Origin of the sequence: Sandarakinorhabdus cyanobacteriorum (assembly GCF_002251755.1) — a bacterium.
In the GTDB taxonomy this organism is placed as follows: domain Bacteria; phylum Pseudomonadota; class Alphaproteobacteria; order Sphingomonadales; family Sphingomonadaceae; genus Sandarakinorhabdus; species Sandarakinorhabdus cyanobacteriorum.
Map to the genome: position 1 here is coordinate 41,916 of NZ_NOXT01000102.1, position 20,198 is coordinate 62,113.

Here is a 20,198-nt window from a genome sequence, read left to right on the forward strand (position 1 = left end):
GCGACACCTGTCCTACAGCGCCGCAAAATGGCATAGTGGTGAGGCTGGTTGTTACGCCGCCGGCTTCACCGCCAGCAGCTCGATATCAAATTCCAGCACGGCACCCGGCGGGATCACGCCGCCGGCCCCTTGCGCGCCATAGGCCAGCTCGGGCGGCACGACGAAATGATATTTCGATCCCACCGGCATCAGCTGCACGCCTTCGGTCCAGCCCGGGATCACCTGGTCCAGCGGAAACGCCGCCGGCTGGCCCCGGCTGTAGGACGAATCAAACACGGTGCCGTCCACCAGCTTGCCCTCATAATGCACCAGCACCGTGTCCTTGGCGGCCGGGCGCGGGCCGTTGCCGGCGCGAATCACCTGATATTGCAGGCCGGAGCTGGTGGTGACGACGCCGGCCTTGGCCTTGTTGGCCTTCATGTAATCCATGTCGGCCTGGCGCACCGCCGCCACCTGGCCCTGGGTGCCGGTATAGACCAGCACGCCCACCACACCGATCACGACCGCAGCGGCGGCCAGCCACTTGCCGATGCCAACCCCGCCCGCCCCGACTCCTGCGTTGCCCGTTGCCTGACCTGACATAAGCCTGATTCCATTCCATGATGGCCGCACGGCGGCCCGATGATCGATGCGGGGCAAACATGACGAGAGCCGGGAAGAGGGTCAACCCCGCCCGGCCCCGGTGCATGCAGTCTGGGGCCAGTTTCCCAACCCCATCAACGGCTTACTTGATGCCGTCACGCTCCATGCGCTTGCGCTCCATCTTGCGGGCGCGGCGCACGGCAGCGGCCTTTTCACGGGCGCGCTTCTCGCTGGGCTTTTCATAATGGCGACGCAGCTTCATCTCGCGATAGACGCCTTCGCGCTGCAGCTTCTTCTTGAGAGCGCGCAGGGCCTGATCAACATTGTTGTCGCGAACCACGATTTGCATGAGCTGCCGTCACTCCATTCGTTGATGGGGCGGTGGCCCCGAAATCCGGTTGTCTGCAATAATTGACACCCATCGAGTCGCCCCGGTGGAAGAGCGCTGCGCAGTAGCAGAAGCCCCGAGGCCAAACAAGACCTATCCCCCGCCCCAACCCCCGCGACGCAAAAGCGACTGGGAAGCCGGGCGGCAAACGGGTAAAGCCATGGCCATGGCCGAAGATATCCCGCTTGCCGAACTCGCCCCGCGCCTGGTGGCCGCCATGCTGCCGCACGTGCCCTTCGATGGCTGGTCTGCCACCGCACTGGCCGCCGCCGCCCGCGACACCGGCACCGATCCCGATGTCGCCGCCCTGGCGGTGCCTGATGTCGCCACCATGCTCGGCCTGTGGGTCGCCCACGCCAATGCGCAGCTGGCAGAGGCGATGGCCGCCACCCACAACATGAAGGTGCGGGATCGCATCCGCACCGCGCTTGTCACAAGGCTGGAACAGGGTGACCGCGAGGTGACGCGCCGGGCGCTGGCGCTGCTGGCCCAGCCGCAGCACGCCGCCCTGTCAGCCAGGCTGTTGTGGCAGGCCGCCGATGCCATGTGGCGCGCGGCTGGGGATACCGCGACCGATTATAATCATTACACAAAACGGGCCATCCTGTCGGCCATCTATTCCGCCACGCTGCTGCACTGGACCCAGGATGACAGCGCGGATTTCGCCGCCACCCGCGCCTTCATCGATCGCCGCATCGATGGCGTGATGCGCTTTGAAAAGGCCAAGGCCCGGGTGACAGGCCTGTCGTCCCGGCTGCCCAATCCGGCCCGCATCCTCGGCCGTTTGCGCTATCCGGCGGTGTGACGCTTTTCGGGTGGCGCCGTCCGGCCAATCTTGATAACGGTTCGCAACTTCTCGCATCCTGCGGACCATCAGCTTGTCATCACCCGCCACCCCCCGCACCATCAATGCGCTTGCCGCTGGCGAGGTGGCGCTGATCGCTGCCATCGATCGGGCCGGCCTGGCGCCGGAAACCGCCCAGCGCCTGTGCGAGCTGGGCTTTGACGAGGGCGTGGATGTGGAAATCCTGCACCGCGCGCCCTTTGGCGGCGATCCGATCGCGGTCAGGGTTGGCAACATGGTGGTGGCGCTGCGCCGTGACATGGCCGCCCTGATCGAGGTGGCGGCATGAACGCCCCGGCGATGCTGTCGCGCACGCCGGTGGTGGCCCTGGTTGGCAATCCCAACGCCGGCAAGACCAGCCTGTTCAATGCCTTGACAGGCAGCCGCCAGAAGGTCGGCAACTATCCGGGCGTTACCGTGGAGCGCAAGGCCGGCCGCCTGGCTCTGCCCGATGGCCGGGTTTGCGATCTGATCGATCTACCCGGCACGTACAGCCTGACGCCACGCTCTCCCGACGAGGCAGTGACCCGCGATGCCATTTTCGGCCGCATCGCCGGCGAAAAGCCGCTGGATGCCATCGTCGCGGTGATCGATGCCACCAACCTCAGGAACCATCTGCGCTTCGTGCTGGAACTGAAGCCGCTGGGCCTGCCGTTGGTGGTGGCCCTGAACATGGTCGATCTGGCGGCGCGCGATGGCATCGTCATCGATGCCGCCCGCCTGTCTGCCCTGATTGGCCTGCCGGTGGTGGAAACCGTTGCGGTGCGCAAGCGCGGGCTGGACGCGCTGGGCAGAGCGCTGGCCGCCGACATCGGCGATACGCCGCCGGCCTTGCCTATAGCGGCTGCGAGTGATCTCAAGGCCTTGCAGAAACAGGCCCGCCAGATCTGCGCCGCGGTGGAAACCAGCACCGGCGCGGCCCGTCGCTGGTCGCAGCGCATCGATGCGGTGGCACTGCACCCTGTGGCCGGGCCGTTGTTGCTCGCCGCCATCCTGTTCTTCATGTTCCAGGCGGTATTCAGCTGGGCCGAAGCGCCGATGGGCTGGATCGAAGCCGGCATCGCCGCCCTGCAGGCCGATCTGGCGCAGCGCCTGCCCGATGGTGTGCTGCTGTCGTTGATCAACGATGGCGTGCTGGCAGGTGTCGGCGCCGTGGTGGTCTTCCTGCCGCAGATTCTGATCCTGTTCGCCTTCATCATCGCGCTCGAACAATCGGGTTACATGACCCGCGCCGCCTTCCTGATGGACCGGCTGATGGCGCGGGTTGGCCTCAACGGGCGCGCCTTCATTCCGCTCCTGTCCAGCTTCGCCTGCGCCATTCCCGGTATCATGGCCACCCGCACGATTGATTCCCCGCGCGATCGGCTCACCACCATCCTGATTGCCCCGCTGATGACCTGTTCGGCCCGTCTGCCGGTCTATGCCGTTGTGATTGGTGCCTTCATTCCCGCCCGCGATGTCGGACCATTTGGTCTGCAAGGTCTGGTGCTGTTCGCGCTGTATCTGGCCGGCATCCTGGGGGCGCTGGTGGCCGCCTTTGCCCTGCGCCGCACCGTCACCAAGGGCGCTGCCCCGCCCTTCCTGATGGAAATGCCGAAATATCAATGGCCAGCCGGCCGCGACATGGCGCTCGGCCTTTATGGCCGTGCCACCGCCTTCCTGCAGCGCGCCGGCACCATCATCCTGGCATCCACCATTGTCTTGTGGGGTCTGGCCAGCTGGCCGCAGCCACCCGCCGATGGCAACCGACCGGCCATCGAATATAGCCTGGCCGGCAAGATTGGCGAGGCTTTGGAGCCCATTTTTGCGCCCATCGGTTTCAACAAGGAAATTGTCTTCGCGCTGGTGCCCGGTATGGCGGCCCGCGAGGTTGCGGTGTCGGCGCTCGGCACGGTCTATGCTTTGCAAGGCGTGGATGAGGAACATGCCGACGGCCTGATCGCCCAACTGCGTGCCGCCTGGCCGCTGCCCACGGCGCTGGCGTTCCTGGCCTGGTTCGTGTTTGCCCCGCAGTGCATTTCCACCCTGGCCATCACCCGGCGCGAAACCGCCAGCTGGCGCTGGCCGATCTTCATGTTCTCCTATCTGTTCGCTGCCGCCTATGTCGCGGCCGGCCTCACCTATCACCTGGCGGTTGCGGCCGGGCTTTGAGCGCAAGGCGAACGATCAGGCCAAAGGCCAGCACACCAAAGCTGATGCCGGCACCGCGCCATCCCACATAGGCCAGGCTGGACTGCAGCACGAACAGGCAGCCGGCCGTGAAGGCCAATGGCACCAGCGGATAGAGTGGCACCTGGAAGGGCCGTTCTGCCGCCGGCAAGCGACGGCGCAGGATGATCAGCGCCGGGCCGGTGAGAGACAGGAACAGCCAGAACACCGGCGACAGGAAATCCACCATCTGGGCAAAACCGGTGGAGACAGACCCCCAGGCGATCAGCAGCAGGGACAGGGCGCACTGCACCCAGATGGCACCGCGCGGCACCCCGGCCGCTGCATCCCACACCGCCAGCCGGCCCAGCGCCGGCTCCTCGCTGGCCACGGCATAAAGCGTGCGCCCCCCCACGATCACCAGCGCATTGACGATGGCCAACGCCGCCAGGCCGACGAAGACCACCATCACCAGCTGTCCGGCCGGCCCAAAGGCGCGCGCCATCAATTGGGCGGCCGGCGCGGCGCTGGCGGCCAGGCCTTCGCCCCCCAACCCGGCGAGATAGGCCCAATTGGCAAGCAGATAGAGGGCTGTGACCAACCCCATGCCGCCGACGAGCGCCAGGGTCATGTCCCGCGGCCGCCGCACCTCGGCCGAAAGTGTGGCCGCATCGTTGAACCCCCCAAAGGCCAGCATGACGAACACCATGGCCTGGCCGAAGGCGGCTGCGGCAAAGGGCTGCGGCTGCGCGGTGGCTGCCACCACGGGGGTGCCACTGGCGATGAGGCTGGCCGCTGCGCCGCCCAGGGCGAGCAGGGCGACGACATCGCCCGCCACCAGCACAAGCTGGCCGCCGGTGGAGCGCTTGACCCCGGCGAGGTTGAGCGCGGTCAACGCCACCACCGCCAGCGCTGCAACCCCGCCACGGGCACTGGCAGACAACGGCACAAGTTCGGCCGCATAATCCGCCGCAACAAATGCCAGCATTGCAGCCGATGCCGAAAAAATCACCGAAAAGCGTGACCAGGCAAAGAGAAATGCCACCAGCGGACCATAGGCCAGCTTCAGGAAACGATAATCGCCACCCGGATGCGGAAAGGCGCTCGCCAACTCGGCATAGACGAGCGCGCCGGCCAGTGCGAACACCCCGCCCAGCCCCCAGGCCAGCAGCACCAGCACATCATTGTGCAATGTTGCCGCAACCAGGCTGGCAGAGCGGAAGATGCCGGCACCCACCACCATGCCCACCACCACGGAAGCCGCGGCGAACGGGCCCAATATGCGGCGCGGGGCGGGGTTCGTCATGGCCAGACGGTGGCGCAGGGCGGCCGTCACCGCAAGGGGCGGATCGCCCCGCTGTGCATCAAGGAAACCGGCGCGCCCTTGCAGCCCGGGAATCCCTCCCTATATCGCCCGTGCAAGCTCGTTTGGCCGGGGCACCGGCCGTTATCACAACCAGGATCGGCCGTGCCGCGCTGCCTTGATGGGGCGCCGGGGGCTGGATCCAGAGGCAAGGGAACAGGGCCGTCATGGCAAAGGTTATCGGGATCGATCTTGGCACCACCAACAGCTGTGTGGCCGTGATGGAAGGCAGCGCGCCCCGCGTGATCGAAAACGCCGAAGGCGCACGCACCACCCCCAGCCAGGTCGCCTTTACCAAGGATGGCGAACGTCTGGTCGGCCAGCCGGCCAAGCGCCAGGCCGTGACCAACCCGGCCAACACCGTGTTTGCCGTGAAGCGCCTGATCGGCCGCCGCTTTGATGATCCGTTGACCAGCAAGGATGCCGGCCTGGTGCCCTATGCCATTGCCCGCGGCCCCAACGGCGATGCCTGGGTCAATGCCGGCGGCCAGGATTACAGCCCGTCGCAGATTTCCGCCTTCATCCTGCAGAAGATGAAGGAAACGGCCGAAGCCTATCTGGGCGAAACCGTGACCCAGGCGGTGATCACCGTTCCGGCCTATTTCAACGACGCCCAGCGCCAGGCCACCAAGGATGCCGGCAAGATCGCCGGCCTGGAAGTGCTGCGCATCATCAACGAGCCGACCGCTGCCGCGCTGGCCTATGGTCTCGACAAGAAGAATGATGCCAAGACCGTGGCCGTCTATGACCTTGGCGGCGGCACCTTCGACATTTCCATCCTGGAACTGGGCGATGGCGTGTTCGAAGTGAAGTCGACCAGCGGCGACACCTTCCTGGGCGGCGAGGATTTCGATGCCAAGCTGGTGGAATTCCTGTCGGGCGATTTCAAGAAGGCCGAAGGCATTGACCTGACCAAGGACAAGCTGGCCCTGCAGCGCCTGAAGGAAGCCGCAGAAAAGGCCAAGATCGAACTGTCGTCATCGGCCGCGACCGAAGTGAACCTGCCGTTCATCACCGCCGACGCCAACGGGCCGAAGCACCTCGTCAAGACCATCACCCGCGCCGATCTGGAAAAGCTGGTGCTTGATCTGATCGAGCGCACCCGCCAGCCCTGCCTGGATGCGCTGAAGGAAGCCGGTGTGAAGCCGGGCGACCTGTCGGAAGTGATCCTGGTCGGCGGCATGACCCGCATGCCGCGCGTGCGCCAGTTCGTGAAGGATCTGTTTGGCAAGGAGCCGAACACCAGCGTGAACCCGGACGAAGTGGTGGCCATGGGCGCAGCCATCCAGGCCGGCGTGCTGCAGGGCGACGTGAAGGATGTGCTACTGCTCGACGTGACGCCGCTGAGCCTGGGCATCGAGACGCTGGGCGGCGTGTTCACCCGCATGATCGACCGCAACACCACCATCCCCACCAAGAAGAGCCAGGTGTTCTCCACGGCCGATGACAATCAGTCGGCCGTGACCATCCGGGTGTTCCAGGGTGAGCGCGAGATGGCGGCCGACAACAAGATCCTGGGCCAGTTTGATCTGGTCGGCATCCCGCCGGCCCCGCGTGGCGTGCCGCAGATCGAGGTGACGTTCGACATCGATGCCAACGGCCTGGTTTCGGTCAACGCCAAGGACAAGGGCACCGGCAAGGAACAGCAGATCCGCATCCAGCCGTCGGGTGGCCTGTCGAAGGATGATATCGAAAAGATGGTGAAGGACGCCGAAGCCTTTGCCGAGGAAGACAAGAAGCGTCGCGCCGCCGCCGAAGCCCGCAACCAGGCCGACAGCCTGGTGCATTCGACCGAGCGCCAGCTGGCCGAGCATGGTGACAAGGTGACGCCGGAGGTGAAGGCCAGCATCGAAACCGCCATCGCCGACGTGAAGGCGGTGCTGGATTCGGGCGACGCCGATGCCATCAACGCCAAGGTGCAAGCGCTGGGCCAGGTCGCCATGAAGCTGGGCGAGGCCATTTATCAGGCTGAACAGGCTGCCGCCGAACCGTCGGCCGCTGATTCGCCCAAGAGCGACGATGTGGTGGACGCCGAGTTCACCGACGTCGACGACAGCAAGAAGTAAGCCGTCGCGCAAGGCGCGCCGCAGGCATGCGGCGCGCCTTTGCCTGTTGAATATGGGGCGGCCGAACCATGGCGACCGAGATCGATTATTACGAACTGCTGGAGGTGGAGCGCGGGGCCGATGAGGCCGCGCTGAAATCCGCCTATCGCCGGCTGGCGATGAAATTCCATCCCGATCGCAATCCCGGTGATGCGGCGGCGGAGCAGAAGTTCAAGGCGATCAACGAAGCCTATGACGTGCTGAAGGACCCGCAAAAGCGGGCCGCCTATGATCGCTTTGGCCATGCTGCTTTCCGGCAGGGCGGCGGTGGCGGCGGCGCGCAGGATTTCGGCGGGTTCGCCGACATTTTTGAAAGCGTGTTCGGCGAATTCATGGGCGGTGGCGGCCGTGGCCAGCGCCGCGGCGGACCAGCGCGTGGCTCCGATTTGCGCTATGATCTTGAAATGTCGTTGGAAGAGGCGTTTGCCGGACGCCAGGCGACGATCAGCATTGAAGTGGCAGCCGCTTGCGACCCCTGTGGTGGCAGCGGCGCCAAGCCCGGCACGTCGGCCCGCACCTGCACCACCTGCAACGGCAGTGGGCGCGTGGCCATGCGCCAGGGCCTGTTCATGGTGGAGCGCACTTGCCCCGCCTGCCATGGCCAAGGCCAGATCATCGCGGATCCCTGCAACAGTTGCGGTGGCGCTGGCCGGGTGGAAAAGCGCAAGGATCTGAACGTCAACATCCCCAAGGGCGTCGATGATGGCACCCGCATTCGCGTCGCGGGTGAAGGCGAAGCCGGCGCGCGGGGCGGCCCTGCGGGCGATCTCTACATCTTCATCCACTTGAAATCGCACCCGGTTTTCAAGCGAGACGGCACAACCCTCTATGCCGAAGCGCCGCTGTCGATCACGCTGGCGGCGCTTGGTGGTGAGATTGATGTCCCAAGCCTGGATGGGGAGAAGACCGTCATCAAGATTCCGGCCGGGACCCAGACCTCCAAGCAGTTCCGGGTGCGCGGCAAGGGCATGCCCAGCCTGAATGGCGGCGGCGCCGGCGATCTGGTCATCCAGGTAGAGGTGGAAACCCCGGTGAAGCTGACGGCACGGCAGCGCGAGTTGCTGGAGGAGTTCCGGGCCATCGAACAAACGGAAGGCGGCCGCAACACCCCGAAAAGTCAGAGCTTTTTCGACCGGATAAAGGACGCTTGGAACGAATTGACCGAATAGCGCTGGCGGCGCGGCGGCCCTGTCGGCTAGGGTGGCGCCATGCAACGTCTTGCCAATCGCCGCTATCTCGTCACCGGTGCTGCGCGCGGCCTGGGGCTGGCGATCACCCGCCGGCTGGTGGCCGAAGGCGCCCGGGTGATGATGGCCGATATCGCCGAAATTTCGCCCGATATCGTGGCCGAACTGGGCCCCGCCGTGGCCGCAATCCGCTGCGACGTGGCCGCGCGTGCCGATCTGGTGACCGCAGTTGACGCGGCGGTGACCGCGTTCGGCGGCCTTGACGGATTGGTCAACAATGCCGGCATCGCGCCGCGTGGCGACATTTTTGACGAGACGCCGGAACAGTTCGACCGGGTCATTGCCACCAATCTCACCGCCGCCTTTCACGCCACCCAACTGGCGGTGCCGCACCTGATTGCCGCCGGCGGCGGGGTGATCATCAACATGTCGAGCGTCAATGCGCTGCTCACCATTCCGTCGCTGCTGGCCTATAATGTCGCCAAGGGCGGGTTGAACCAGCTCACGCGCAACACGGCCGTGGCGCTGGCACCGCACAACATCCGGGTGGTGGGCATCGGGCCGGGCACGATCCTGACCGAGCTGGCCAAGAACGCCGTGATGGCCGACGAGGCGGCGCGGCGGCAGATCCTGTCGCGCACGCCGCTGGGCCGGGCCGGCGCGCCGGAGGAAATTGCCGCGATCGCCGCCTTTCTGTTGAGCGATGACGCCAGTTACATTACCGGCGAGACACTTTATGCGGACGGTGGCCGGCTGGGCCTCAACTACACCGTGCCGGTTGGAGATGATTCGTGATTGATGCCGAGTGGTGGGAGTATGACAGCGCCGACGAGATGGCCGAGGCGGTGGCGGGCGACATTGCCTATATCATCGGCCAGGCGCTGGAAGCGCGCGGCCGGGCGCTGGTGGCCTTTCCCGGCGGTTCCACCCCGTTGCCGGCGCTGAAGCTGCTGGCGGAGACCAAGCTGGAATGGGCCGATGTCACCATCCTGCCCACCGATGACCGGCTGGTGCCGGTGACCGACAAATTGTCCAACGCCGGCATGCTGGCGCGGCTGTTCCTGCCGAAGAAGGCCCGGGTGCTGCCGTTGACCGCCGGCGAAAGCGACCCCGTGGCGGCCGGCCGCGCTGCCGATGAGCGCATCGCCGATCTCGACTGGCCGCTGGATGTGGCCTGGCTGGGCGTGGGGGAGGATGGCCACACCGCCTCCATCTTCCCAGGCCCGGATTTCGAAGCCGCCATCGCTGGCCCCAAGGCGCGCCGTGCCATCGGCGTGCGCCCCGATCCGCTGCCCGAAAATGCCCCGGTGCCGCGCGTGACGCTGACCGGGCCGACCCTGATTTCGGCGCGCACCGTCACGCTGACCGTGTCGGGCAAGGCCAAGCGCAAGGTGGTGGAACAGGCGCTGAAGCAGGGTTCGTCAAGCAAGCTGCCGATCGGCCGGCTGCTGGCCGAGCTGGACATGGACATCGATATCCACTGGCATCCGTGAGGCTGTAAAATCCTCCCCCATGGGGGAGGATGTTTTACCGGACTGTCACCCGCACACGGTCATAGGTGGTGCGGCCGTCGCTGAGTGCGATTTCGTGGCGGCCGGGCACCGGGGCCCAGCGGGCGGGCAGGCCGGGCAGGCGGCGGCCGTCCACGCTGATGAACAGGCCGGGGCGGCTGCCCTGGCTGCGGATCACCAGCAGCTGGCGGCTGGCAGGAATATCAGGATCAAGCGCCAATATGGTGCCATCGCTGGGAGCGGTCAGCCGTGGGGCGATTTCAGCCGTCTCGGCCAGCGCGAAGACCGGCTGCCAGGTGCCGGCCAGGAACAATTCTGTGCGGGGTGGCTCCACCGCCGGCAGGAAGGCCACCGGCCGGCGTTCCACCCCGGCTGGCAGGGCAAAGCCCGGCGGCGGCGCGGCATGCAGCGCCAACATGATTGCTGCCCAGGCCGGCGCGGCGCCACTGGTGCCCGACACGCCGATCATGGCATCGCCTTCGAAATTGCCGACCCACACCGCCACCGTGTAGGCCCGCGAGAAGCCCACCGCCCAATTGTCGCGCATTGCCTTTGAGGTGCCGGTTTTTACCGCCGCGGCGAAGGGCAAGGACAGGCCCGATGCCTCGCCAAAGCTGGCGGCGCGGGCGGCGGGATCGGCCATCAGGGCGGTGATGATGGCCGCCGCGCCGGGATCGATCACCGGGCGCGTCGCCGGCCGCTCATCCGGTTTCAGCGTGAGCGGGCCGCTGCGCCCGCCCAGCGCCAGGCTGCGATAGGCGGCGGCCTGTTCCAGCAGTGTCACCTCGGCCGAACCCAGCGCCAGCGCATAGCCATAATGGTCCCCCGGCCGGTTGATGCCGCGATAGCCAACATCGAACAGGCGCTGGCGGAAGGGTTCCAGCCCGGTGAGCAGCAACGTGCGCACCGCCGGCACGTTCAGGCTGTTGCCGAGCGCGCTGCGCAAGGACACCGGGCCGCGAAAGCTGCGGTCATAATTCTGCGGGATATACAGCCCGGTGGCGGTTTCCAGATCAACCGGCGCATCATTGAGCAGCGAGGCGGCGGTGAGGAGCCGGCGTTCGATGGCCAGCGCATAAAGCTGCGGCTTCAGCGTCGATCCGGCCTGGCGGGGCGCGGTGACGCCATCCACCTGCCCGGCCCGGCTGGCGCTGCCGGCAGCCCCCACCCAGGCCAGGATACGTCCCGTGTCATTTTCCACCACGATCGCGGCACCGTCGCGGACATTGCGGCTGGCCAGCGCGCTGAGCTGGCGATCCAGCGCGGCCTGCACCAGGGCCTGCACATCGGCATCAAGGCTGGTGGCCACCCGGCCGCGCACGCCCGGCCCCAGCAGCCGGCTGGCCAGATGCGGGGCCGCGTCGCGGTTGGCCACGGCCTGGCGCGGCCCCAGCAGGCGGGCGGCGGCCATGGCAATGGCACTGCACGCCAGATCGGGGGCGGCGCGGCAGGCGCGGGCCAGCACGGCGGCGGGCGGGGCGGACGGGCGGCGGGCCAGCGCCACCAGCACCGCATTGTCCTCTGGGGCCAGCGCGGCGGCCGGGCGGCCGGCCATACGGGCAGCGGCGGCGCCAATGCCAATGATGTCACCGCGCAGCGGCAAGAGGTTGAGCCAGGCTTCGAGGATCTGCCGCTTGGCCCATTGCGCCTCGATGGCGCGGGCGGCGCGGGCCTGTTGCAGCTTGGCGCGCCAGTCGCGCTGGCCAGCCCGGGCAAGGCCGGGATCGATCAGCGCGGCGACCTGCATGGAAATGGTGGAGGCGCCGCGCGGTGGCTCGCCCCGCAACCGGCCGAGCGCCGCGCCGCCAACACTGCGCCAATCAATGCCATGATGCTGCCAGAAGCGCCGATCTTCGGCGGCCACCAGCCGGCGCACCAGATCGGGGCTGATCGCGGCCAGCGGCAGCCAGTCCCCACGATCGGTGGCGGCATCGGTGCGGCGGCGGGCCAGTTCGCGGCCCTGCCGGTCGGTGAGGATGGCGATGCTGCCGGGCTGGCCGGCGAGGCTGCGGAAGGCCGGCACCGGTGCGGGCTGGGTGCGCCAGAGCAAGACGGCCAGCAGGGCGAGCAGCAGCAGCGGCAGGGTGCGGGCCTGTTTCAGGGGCGCGGGCATGACGGGAATTTGCGGTGAGACTCGACTGCTGTTTGATTGAACCGCTCATGCCGAGCTTGTCGAGGCACGCTCCAAGTGCGGTCGGTGCCTCGACAAGCTCGGCATGAGCGGGACACAATTGGGTCTGGCGCGACGCCTCATTTCCCGGCGGCGACGGTCAGGCCGGTGGCGGGCAGGGCGGCGCGGATATCGGGGGCGTACATGGCCTCGGCCCGGGCCGGCGGCAGGGTGAAGCGGCCTTCGCTGCCCAGCCGCAGGCGATATTCAAAGCTGGCCGTGCCGCTGAGCGCCCGCCAATAGGCCTGGACGGCGCCGGTGCGGCGGTCAATCCAGTCGGGCGCCATGCCGCTGCCGGCGGTGCCGGCATCGAGCAGTTCTGAAAAATTGGCCAGCCCGTTGCCGAGGATGGTGGCCCCGGCCGGAACCGGATCGATCAGCGCCACCCAGGGCGTGAGCGCGGCGGCCTTGAGGGTGAGGCGCACGGCGATGACATCGCCGCGGCTCCAGCGGCCGGGCACGGCCTGCGCCACTGGCCGGACCGTGCGGGAGAGGGTGAGGCCGGCAGCGAGGCTGCGGGTTTGCGGCACGGTGGCAGCCATGGTCACCTGCGCCCATGGCGTGCCGCCGCCCTGGTGGGTGATCGCCAGTTGGCCGGCGGCGAGCCGCAGCCGCGCTGGCGCCGGATCGCCGTTGGCCGGCCAGGCGATGCTGGCGGCCTGATCGGCGAGGGTGACGCGGCTGGTGCCCGAAACCGCCCCGCCTTCGAAACGGCCGGCAAAGCCCTGCAGGGCCAGCGTGCCGAGCGCGTTGGCCGGGGTGGAGCGCCAATGGCCGCGCTGCTGCGCCTGGGTGAGGGCGCGGGCGAGACGCGGGGCATCGGCCGCCCAATTGGCATCGGCGCTAGCGATCAGCAGCAGCCGGGCGAGCGCCGCATCGGGATCGGCCATCAGCGACCAATCATCGGCCACGCCGGCGAAGCGCATGACGGTGCCGCGATCATCGAGCCGGGCGCGCAGGCGGGTGAGGGTGGCGGCGGTGTCGCGGGCATTGCCGCTGGCCCGCGCGATCGCCAGCCAGTCCATCAGGGCGGCCGGGCCCCAGCGATCGGGCGCGATGTTGAGGCCGGCAAGCATGCGGGCCACAGGCACCCCTTCCCCGGCCAGGGCGGCGATCGCGGCGAGGCGGGTGGAATCGGCGACGGCGCGGCGGCCATCGGCAATGGGGGTGAGGCCGGAAATCAGGCGGGCGCGGGCGGCATCGGGCAGCGGCCAGCCAGCCAGGCGCGACAAGCGCAGCACATAGGCGGTGAGGTCGGGGTCGCCGGGCAGGCTGGCGGTGGGGAAATAGCGCAGCAGGCCCGTGCTGTCGGCATAGGTGAGGATGCCGGCCGCTTCGGCATCCCAGCGGGCGCGGTCTCCCATCGCGACGGCGCGCGACAGGCGCTGTTCGATGCAATCATGGGGATAGGCTGCCATATAGGCGCGCACGCCGGGCAGGCTGGCCAGGCTGCGGAGCAGGGCGACATCGACATGCCCGGACGGCGCGCCAGCCTGGGCCCCTGGCGGCAGCTGCAGCATCAGCGGCTGGCCGGGGCGGATCAGGCTGGCGGCGACCACCTGTTCGGGGATGGCCGGCTCGATGGTCTGGGCGATGGTCACGGCGTCTTTCGCGGTGCCGGCGCTGGCGCGGATGGCAATGCGCTGGCTGCCGGGCGGGCCGGCGACAAGCGGCCAGCGCAGGTTGGCAGCGCCGCCGGCCGGCAGTGCGACTCGCTGGGCCGGCAGGCTGGCGGTGCCATTGGTGAGCGTGACGGTGGCGGTCATCGCGGCGGCGCTGGTGTTGCGCAGCGTGGCGGTGGCGACAAATTCGTCCCCCTGGCGCACGAGCGGGGGGATACCGGGCAGGATCTGCAGATCCTGGGTGGTGCGCAAGGATGCGCTGCCGGTGCCGAACAGGCCGGGGCCGGCGCTGGCGATGGCGACGAGGCGGAAGCCCGACAGGCTGTCGTTCAGGCGGAAGGGCACCAGGGCTTCGCCACGCGGGTTCAGCTTCACGCGGCCGGCCCAGGCGATGATGGGCGTGAATTCGCGCCGGGCCATGCCGGCGGTGGCGCCGCCGCCGCCGCCGGCTGCCACCGCCTTGGCACCATAATGGCGCTTGCCGACCACCTGGCCCTGGGCACTGGCCATGACGACGCCCAGCGGCCGGGGTTCCATCATGGTATTGAGCAGGTTCCAGCTGTCGTTGGATTTCAGCGCCAACAGTGCCTCATCGACCACGGCGAAGGCCACTTCGGCATCGGCGGGCAAGGCCGTGCCCCTGGGCGGGGTGACGCGGATGCGGGCGCTGGCGGCTTCGCGCACCGCATGGGTGGGGCGGTCGGGGGTGACGGTGACGGCGAGGCGGTGGGCATCATGGCCGACCTTCAACTGGGCCATGCCGATGCGCCACGACGGGCGGGCAAGATCGACGAGCGCGGTGGGCGCGGCGCCATCACGGCTGAGCCAAGGCAGATTCCAGCGCCGGGCGAGATCGGCCAGCCACAGACGCCAGCCCGCCACACGCCCGCGCACGGCGAGCACCGAGACATAGACATTGGGGGCGTGGTTGCCCTTGATCTTCACCTCGACCACCGGTTCCTTGCCGGACAGGGTGGTGACGAAGCTTTCGATGACGCCGCTGCGCATGATGGTGACGAGCGCGGTTGCCTCGCGGAAGGGCATGCGCACGGCAAGCCGGGCGGTGCCGCCCACCGCCACTTCGGGCACCTCGGGCACCAGGTCCATGCGGTCACCATTGTCGCCGCCGAACCACCACTCATCATCACCGGCCAGCCACAGGCTCTGGCTGGCGCGGGTGGTGCGGCCGGCATCATCCTGCACTTCGGCGAGCGCGATGACCTCGCCCGAAATGCCGGGATCCAGCTGGCAAATGGCGCGGCCGCGGGCATCGCTGCGGGCGGTGCAGCCGGCCTTGAGCTCGCGGGTTTCGACCATATTGTCATAGGCATAGAAGCCGCCAACGAGGCGCTTGCGGGTGGAGATGATTTCACGGGCAAACAGGCGGACGCGGATGGCGCGGCCGGCGAGCGGCTTGTTGTCGAGGCCGAGGACGACGAGCTTGAGCCGGGCATCATCGGCCTTCATCAGCCAGCCGTCGCGGGCGATGCCGACGCGCAGGGCGGCGGGCTCCAGCGGCAGGCGGGCGATGCGGGTGGCGATTTCGCCATTGGCATCGGGATAATCCATTTCGGCCACCAGCATGGCCGGGCGGGTGATCGGGGCCCAGCCGCCCGCTGCAACACGGGCGGTGCCGGTGCGGCCCAGGTTGAGCGGGGTTTCGCGGGCGCGGATTGGAGCGGCGGCAGCCTCGCCCTCCTCAAGCCGGGAAAGACCGGGCGTGATGGCTTCGGCATCGAAGGTGAAGCCATCCAGGCCGGGCACCTCGACGCTGCGCGGCACCACGCGGGTGCGCAGGGTGACGGGGGCGCCGGCCGCCGAGCCGCCGGAGAAATAGGTGAGCGCCAGATCGAGCGGCAGGCTGGCGGGGGCGACCGGCATCGCCTTGGGCCCGGAGATGGCGGCGCGCAGGGTAGGCAGGCGGAATTCTTCCACCTGGAAATTGCCGACGCCGGTTTCATCGCCATCCGGCGTTGCGAGGCGCAGTTCCCAATCGCCGGTGGGCGCGCTGGCGGGCAGGATGATCTGGCCCGCGGGATCGGCGCCGGGGCCGAGGGTGATGGGCAGGATGGTGTCGCTCTGCCAGTGGCGGGCGGTGAGGGTGAAGGGGGCGGGCTTGGGCCGAGTGAAGCCGCGATCATTGGGCAGGCGGCGGAACAGCTTGAAATTGATGCGCTCACCCGGGCGGGCGAGGGTGCGATCGAACACGGCGTGGGCCAGCGGGCGCCAGTTCCAGCCGCCATAGGGCAGGTTGAAATCAAAGGCCTGGATGCCGTCGCCCCAGCTGGTGAGGGCGAAGCTGTAATCATCGGCGGTGCGGGCGCTGGCCATCAGCGTGGGCGTCTCGGCGTCGCACGCGGTCCAGGTTGCGGGCTTGGGCAATTGGCCGGCGGGCACCAGGGCGCGGCCGCTTGCATCGGTTCGGCCCTGCCACAGCCGCTCGCCGGTGCAGCTGTTGCTGATGCTGATGCGGGCGCCCGACACCGGGGTGGCATCGGCCAGCCGCGTCACCCACACCAGCGAGGCACCGTCTCCCCACTGGAAATGCACGGCCATGTTGGTGACCAGTGCGGCGGTGCTGACATGATAGGTCTGGCCCGGCCCGGTGAGCGCCCGGCCCAGCGCCGGGGAGGCGAGTTCGACGATATGCAGCCCGCGGGTTTTCAACGGGATGCCGACCACCTGCATGGCGCCATCACGCGGCCGGGTGATGGTGAGGCGGTTGCTGCCCCGTTCATCGGCCAGCAGCGACTGGCTGCCGGTGGTTTCGACACTGTTGTAGCCGCCGCCGGCCAGCGGTTCATCGCGGAAGCGGCGTTCGCCGGCGCGTTCGACCCGGCGCAGCCATTTGGCGACCTGGGCATCATCATCGATCCGCAGGCTGGGCACCGGCAGCGACAGGGTGGCGGTCGGCAGCGGGTTTTCCACCCCGCGCAGCGTGACGGGCAGGATGCCGCCTTCCTGCGCCTCCAATATGCCGAAGCGGCCGGCGAACTTGGCCAGCGGCGGGAAATCGCCCGTGGGGATGGCGAGCGGGAAGCGGGCGGCGTTGGCGAGGCTGCGGCCGGCATCATCCTTGAGGCTGGCGGGCAGGCTGAGCGTGAGGCGGGCGCGGGCCGGCCATGGGCCCTTGAAGCGGATATCGCCGGTGGTGTTCGCCCGGTCGGCCGGCGGTTCGGGGGCGATGCTGCGGCCATCGGGCAGGCGCAGGCGGGCGGCCAGCGCTGCGCTGCGTGGCACCGGGGCGGTGAAATCCACCCGGATCGAATCGAGCGGCGAACAGGCGGCGCCTGCGTTGGTGCGGGTGCAGGCCACGGTGGCGGTGAACGGCTGGCGCACGCGGAAGCGCTGTTGCCAATCGGTGCCGGCCTTCAGGCCGTTGGGGGCGGCAATGCTGCCACGCCAGCTGAGAGTCAGCTGGCCGCCGGGGGGCAGCGGACGGCGGCAACGCGCGGCGATCAGATGGGCCGGCGCGGCGCGGTTGCCGTCATAATCCGCCCGCCAGCCGGCGCGTTCGAGGAAATAGTTGAGGCTCCAGTCCCCGCGCGCCGATTTCAAGATGGCATCGCGGCTGGCGTTTGGCAGCACGTCCAGCGGCACGCGTTCGCCAACACCGTCGATCAGGCAGGCGGCGCCCGCGTTCAGGCTGGCGGCGGTGGGCTGGGCTTCGGTTGCGATCAGGAAAATCTGGTCTTCCGCCACGTCACCGCCATCGGGCAGCACGGCGCGGATGGCCGGGCCGGGCGTGGTGAAGCGGAACGGGCCCGCCGCCGGCAAGGGACGGCCGGCGATATCGGCCAGGCCGGCGGCAAGGCGGAACTGGCAGGCGCGGCCGCCAGGGATGGGCGCGGGCAGATCGATGGCGAAGCGCTGGGGATCAAGCCAGCGGCCCTGACCGCCCTTGCCGCAGTCGCCGCTGATCGGTGCCGTGCCGGCAGCGCCCATGGCCACCATCGGCGTGGCAAAGCGCACGACAATCTGTGCGGGCGCGGCGACCGTGCCGCTGGGCGAAAAGCCGGTGACCCCGGGCCGCGCCTGGCCGATCAGCGGCGCCGCCGCCAGCGCCAGGGCGGCGGCTGCAATGGCCAGGCGGGGCAGCAAAATCCTCACAGGCGCAAGACTGCCGTGAACAGCGTGACGCAACAAGCGGTTGCCGGCATTTAATCCCGCCTGTATTGCAGGAACAATACGGAGGTTGTTCGATGCGTCTTGCCCTGGTGCCTGCCGCCTTGCTGTTGCTGGCCGCTGCGCCACCGCCGCTGGCGGTCACGCTGCCGGCCGATGCACCGATCGCTGCCAGCATCAATGGCCAACCGGTCAACCTGTCGCTGGCCACCGGCGCGGTTGACCGCATCACCCTGAATGGCGGCACCGTGGCCCGGCTGGGCCTGAAGCCGGCCGGTTTGATGGGGCGGGCCAATGTGCGCATCGGGCGCACCGGCGTCTTGAGTGGGCGTAACACGCCGGCCGGGGTGACCATGCTGGGCCAGACGTTCAACCAGCGGGTGTTCTGGTTTGACGGAGCGGCGGCCATCGCCGAGGACGGCAGCATCGGGCCGATGGCGCTGCCGCATGACCGGGTGACCATCGTGCTGAAACCCGGTGAGAGCGGCAGCGATTGGGTGTTGCCGCTGTTTGGTGGGCTGAACAGCGGCGCCAATGGCGGGGTGAACGGCAAGGGCTATGGCTTTGGCCTGAGCGTTGATGTGCGGGCGCGCATGGCGCTGCCGCTGGCCAGTGCCGCGCTGGGTGCCGATCTGGCCGCGGCGCTGGGTGGCCGGCTGGAGGGCGAGGCCTGGCAGGAAGAGATTTTCATGGGCGTGCGGCGGCCGGTGCGGCGGCTGGTGCTGGACCGGCCGTTGCTGGTGGGGCCGTTCCGATTTAATGCGGTGGCCGTGCGGGTGAACGACCGCCGCGACGCCACGGCACAGCTGGCCAATGGCCAGGCTGGCCCGGCAGATGCCGATGATGATCCATCCGAAATCGTGGTGAGTGCCGACACCGGCAAGCGGCGCCAGGTCGTGCGCAGTTTCACCCTGTCGCGCACCCAGCTGGAGGCGGCCGGCTGCAGCACGCTGGTGATCGACAAGCCGGCGAAGCAGCTGCGGCTGCGATGCTGACTTTTTTCTGTCACCGGCACGGTTTAGGCGGATAGGATGATGCGTCTGGCTGTTCTTCCCCTGATGGTGCTGCTGATGGCTGCTGCTCCGCCCAAACCCGCGCCACCGCCGGCGCCGCCACCGGCCCCGCCGATCATCATCGCGCATCGCGGCGCCAGTGCGGAGCGGCCGGAACACACGCTGGCCGCCTATGAACGCGCTATCGAACAGGGCGCCGACTATATCGAGCCTGATCTGGTGCCGACGAAGGACCATCAGCTGGTGGCGCGGCACGAGAACGAGATTGGCGGCACCACCGATGTGGCGGACCACCCGGAATTTGCCAGCCGCAAGACGACGAAGACCATCGACGGCCAGGCCATGACGGGCTGGTTCACCGAGGATTTCACCCTGGCCGAGCTGAAGACGCTGCGCGCCCGCGAACGGCTGCCACAACTGCGCCCGGCCAACGCCGCCTTTGACGGGCAATATGCGATCCCGACGCTGGCCGAGGTGATCGCGCTGGCCAAGGCCGCATCGGCACGAACCGGGCGGACCATCGGCATTTACCCGGAGACCAAACATCCCAGCTATTTCAAGGGGCTGGGCCTGGCGGTCGAGCCGGTGCTGCTGGCCGAACTGGCAAAGGCCGGCTGGACGACGGCGGCGGCGCCGGTGTTCATCCAGAGTTTCGAGGTGGACAATCTCAAGGCACTGAAAGGCCAGACCGGGGTGCGGCTGATCCAGTTGATGGGCGCCAGCGGCACATCCGGGGATGGCCATGATTATGCCGAGATGGCCACGGCAGCCGGGCTGAAGGCGGTGGCGGCCTATGCCTTTGGCGTGGGGCCGGAGAAGGCCCTGATCATCCCGCGCGGGGCCGACGGCCGGCTGGGCACGCCGACAGGCTTTGTGGCCGATGCCCATGCCGCCGGGCTGGAGGTGCATCCCTGGACCTTCCGACCGGAGAATTTCTTCCTGCCCACCGAGTTCAAGCGCGGCGAAGACCCCAAGGCCATCGGCGACGGCGAAGCCGAAATCCGCGCCTATCTGGCAACTGGCATCGACGGCCTGTTCAGCGATTCCACCGCCATGGCGGCCCGGGCGCTGGCACAGCCTGGGAAGTAAGGCAAAAGCCGGCCTCCGGCGGGCAGGGGCGAGGCCCCTGCACCCGTTGGT

14 protein-coding genes are annotated in these 20,198 nt (G+C 68.5%); 9 read left to right on the plus strand and 5 right to left on the minus strand.

Going from position 1 to position 20,198, the window contains the following annotated elements; genetic code table 11:
- Positions 1-51 precede the first annotated feature (51 nt).
- Both CHU93_RS07155 and rpsU read right to left on the minus strand, forming a co-directional pair.
- Positions 52-582 carry an FKBP-type peptidyl-prolyl cis-trans isomerase gene (locus CHU93_RS07155; protein WP_086116167.1) on the minus strand — a complete coding sequence of 177 codons (531 nt, stop codon included), beginning with the start codon at positions 580-582 and terminating at the stop codon, positions 52-54.
- 142 nt (positions 583-724) lie between these two features.
- The gene (gene rpsU / locus CHU93_RS07160; protein ID WP_086115593.1) at positions 725-931 is read right to left on the minus strand and encodes a 30S ribosomal protein S21; all 207 of its coding nucleotides are present in this window, start codon (positions 929-931) and stop codon (positions 725-727) included.
- A 205-nt stretch (positions 932-1,136) separates the two neighbouring features.
- Here rpsU and CHU93_RS07165 point away from each other — a divergent pair, with 205 nt between their 5' ends.
- The 3 genes from CHU93_RS07165 to feoB all read left to right on the plus strand — a co-directional run bounded on the left by CHU93_RS07165 (position 1,137) and on the right by feoB (position 3,965).
- Positions 1,137-1,775: a COQ9 family protein gene (locus CHU93_RS07165; protein WP_094473417.1), complete on the plus strand. Its 639-nt coding sequence runs from the start codon at positions 1,137-1,139 to the stop codon at positions 1,773-1,775.
- 73 nt (positions 1,776-1,848) lie between these two features.
- Positions 1,849-2,103: a FeoA family protein gene (locus tag CHU93_RS07170; RefSeq protein WP_094473418.1), complete on the plus strand. Its 255-nt coding sequence runs from the start codon at positions 1,849-1,851 to the stop codon at positions 2,101-2,103.
- Positions 2,104-2,117: 14 nt separating this feature from the next.
- Entirely contained in the window at positions 2,118-3,965 is a 1,848-nt protein-coding gene (gene feoB / locus CHU93_RS07175; protein WP_094473429.1) for a ferrous iron transporter B, read from the plus strand.
- Here the strand turns inward: feoB and CHU93_RS07180 are convergent.
- Positions 3,931-5,268, minus strand: a complete 1,338-nt coding sequence (locus CHU93_RS07180) for an APC family permease (protein WP_133064346.1) — start codon at positions 5,266-5,268, stop codon at positions 3,931-3,933. The two genes, feoB and CHU93_RS07180, sit on opposite strands and share 35 nt — an antisense overlap.
- Positions 5,269-5,492: 224 nt before the next feature.
- On the opposite strand from CHU93_RS07180, the gene dnaK reads away from it, so the two are divergent.
- From dnaK to pgl, 4 genes are all read left to right on the plus strand, one after another.
- The gene (dnaK, locus tag CHU93_RS07185; protein WP_086115597.1) at positions 5,493-7,391 is read left to right on the plus strand and encodes a molecular chaperone DnaK; all 1,899 of its coding nucleotides are present in this window, start codon (positions 5,493-5,495) and stop codon (positions 7,389-7,391) included.
- A gap of 68 nt (positions 7,392-7,459) precedes the next feature.
- On the plus strand, positions 7,460-8,599 hold the full coding sequence (gene dnaJ, locus CHU93_RS07190; RefSeq protein ID WP_094473420.1) for a molecular chaperone DnaJ: 1,140 nt from the start codon (positions 7,460-7,462) through the stop codon (positions 8,597-8,599).
- A 39-nt stretch (positions 8,600-8,638) separates the two neighbouring features.
- Positions 8,639-9,412 carry an SDR family NAD(P)-dependent oxidoreductase gene (locus CHU93_RS07195; RefSeq protein WP_094473421.1) on the plus strand — a complete coding sequence of 258 codons (774 nt, stop codon included), beginning with the start codon at positions 8,639-8,641 and terminating at the stop codon, positions 9,410-9,412.
- Complete coding sequence (gene pgl, locus CHU93_RS07200) at positions 9,409-10,110, plus strand: 6-phosphogluconolactonase (protein ID WP_094473422.1); 702 nt, start codon at positions 9,409-9,411, stop codon at positions 10,108-10,110. The genes CHU93_RS07195 and pgl overlap by 4 nt, the downstream gene beginning before the upstream one ends.
- A gap of 34 nt (positions 10,111-10,144) precedes the next feature.
- On the opposite strand, the gene CHU93_RS07205 is transcribed toward pgl, so the two are convergent.
- A complete protein-coding gene (locus CHU93_RS07205; RefSeq protein WP_094473423.1) occupies positions 10,145-12,241 on the minus strand; it encodes a transglycosylase domain-containing protein in 2,097 nt (698 codons plus the stop codon).
- Between the two features lie 137 nt (positions 12,242-12,378).
- Complete coding sequence (locus CHU93_RS07210; protein ID WP_133064347.1) at positions 12,379-18,030, minus strand: alpha-2-macroglobulin family protein; 5,652 nt, start codon at positions 18,028-18,030, stop codon at positions 12,379-12,381.
- Positions 18,031-18,122: 92 nt separating this feature from the next.
- On the opposite strand from CHU93_RS07210, the gene CHU93_RS07215 reads away from it, so the two are divergent.
- Complete coding sequence (locus CHU93_RS07215) at positions 18,123-19,040, plus strand: hypothetical protein (RefSeq protein ID WP_094473425.1); 918 nt, start codon at positions 18,123-18,125, stop codon at positions 19,038-19,040.
- 36 nt (positions 19,041-19,076) lie between these two features.
- On the plus strand, positions 19,077-20,147 hold the full coding sequence (locus CHU93_RS07220) for a glycerophosphodiester phosphodiesterase (protein WP_094473426.1): 1,071 nt from the start codon (positions 19,077-19,079) through the stop codon (positions 20,145-20,147).
- Positions 20,148-20,198 lie beyond the last annotated feature (51 nt).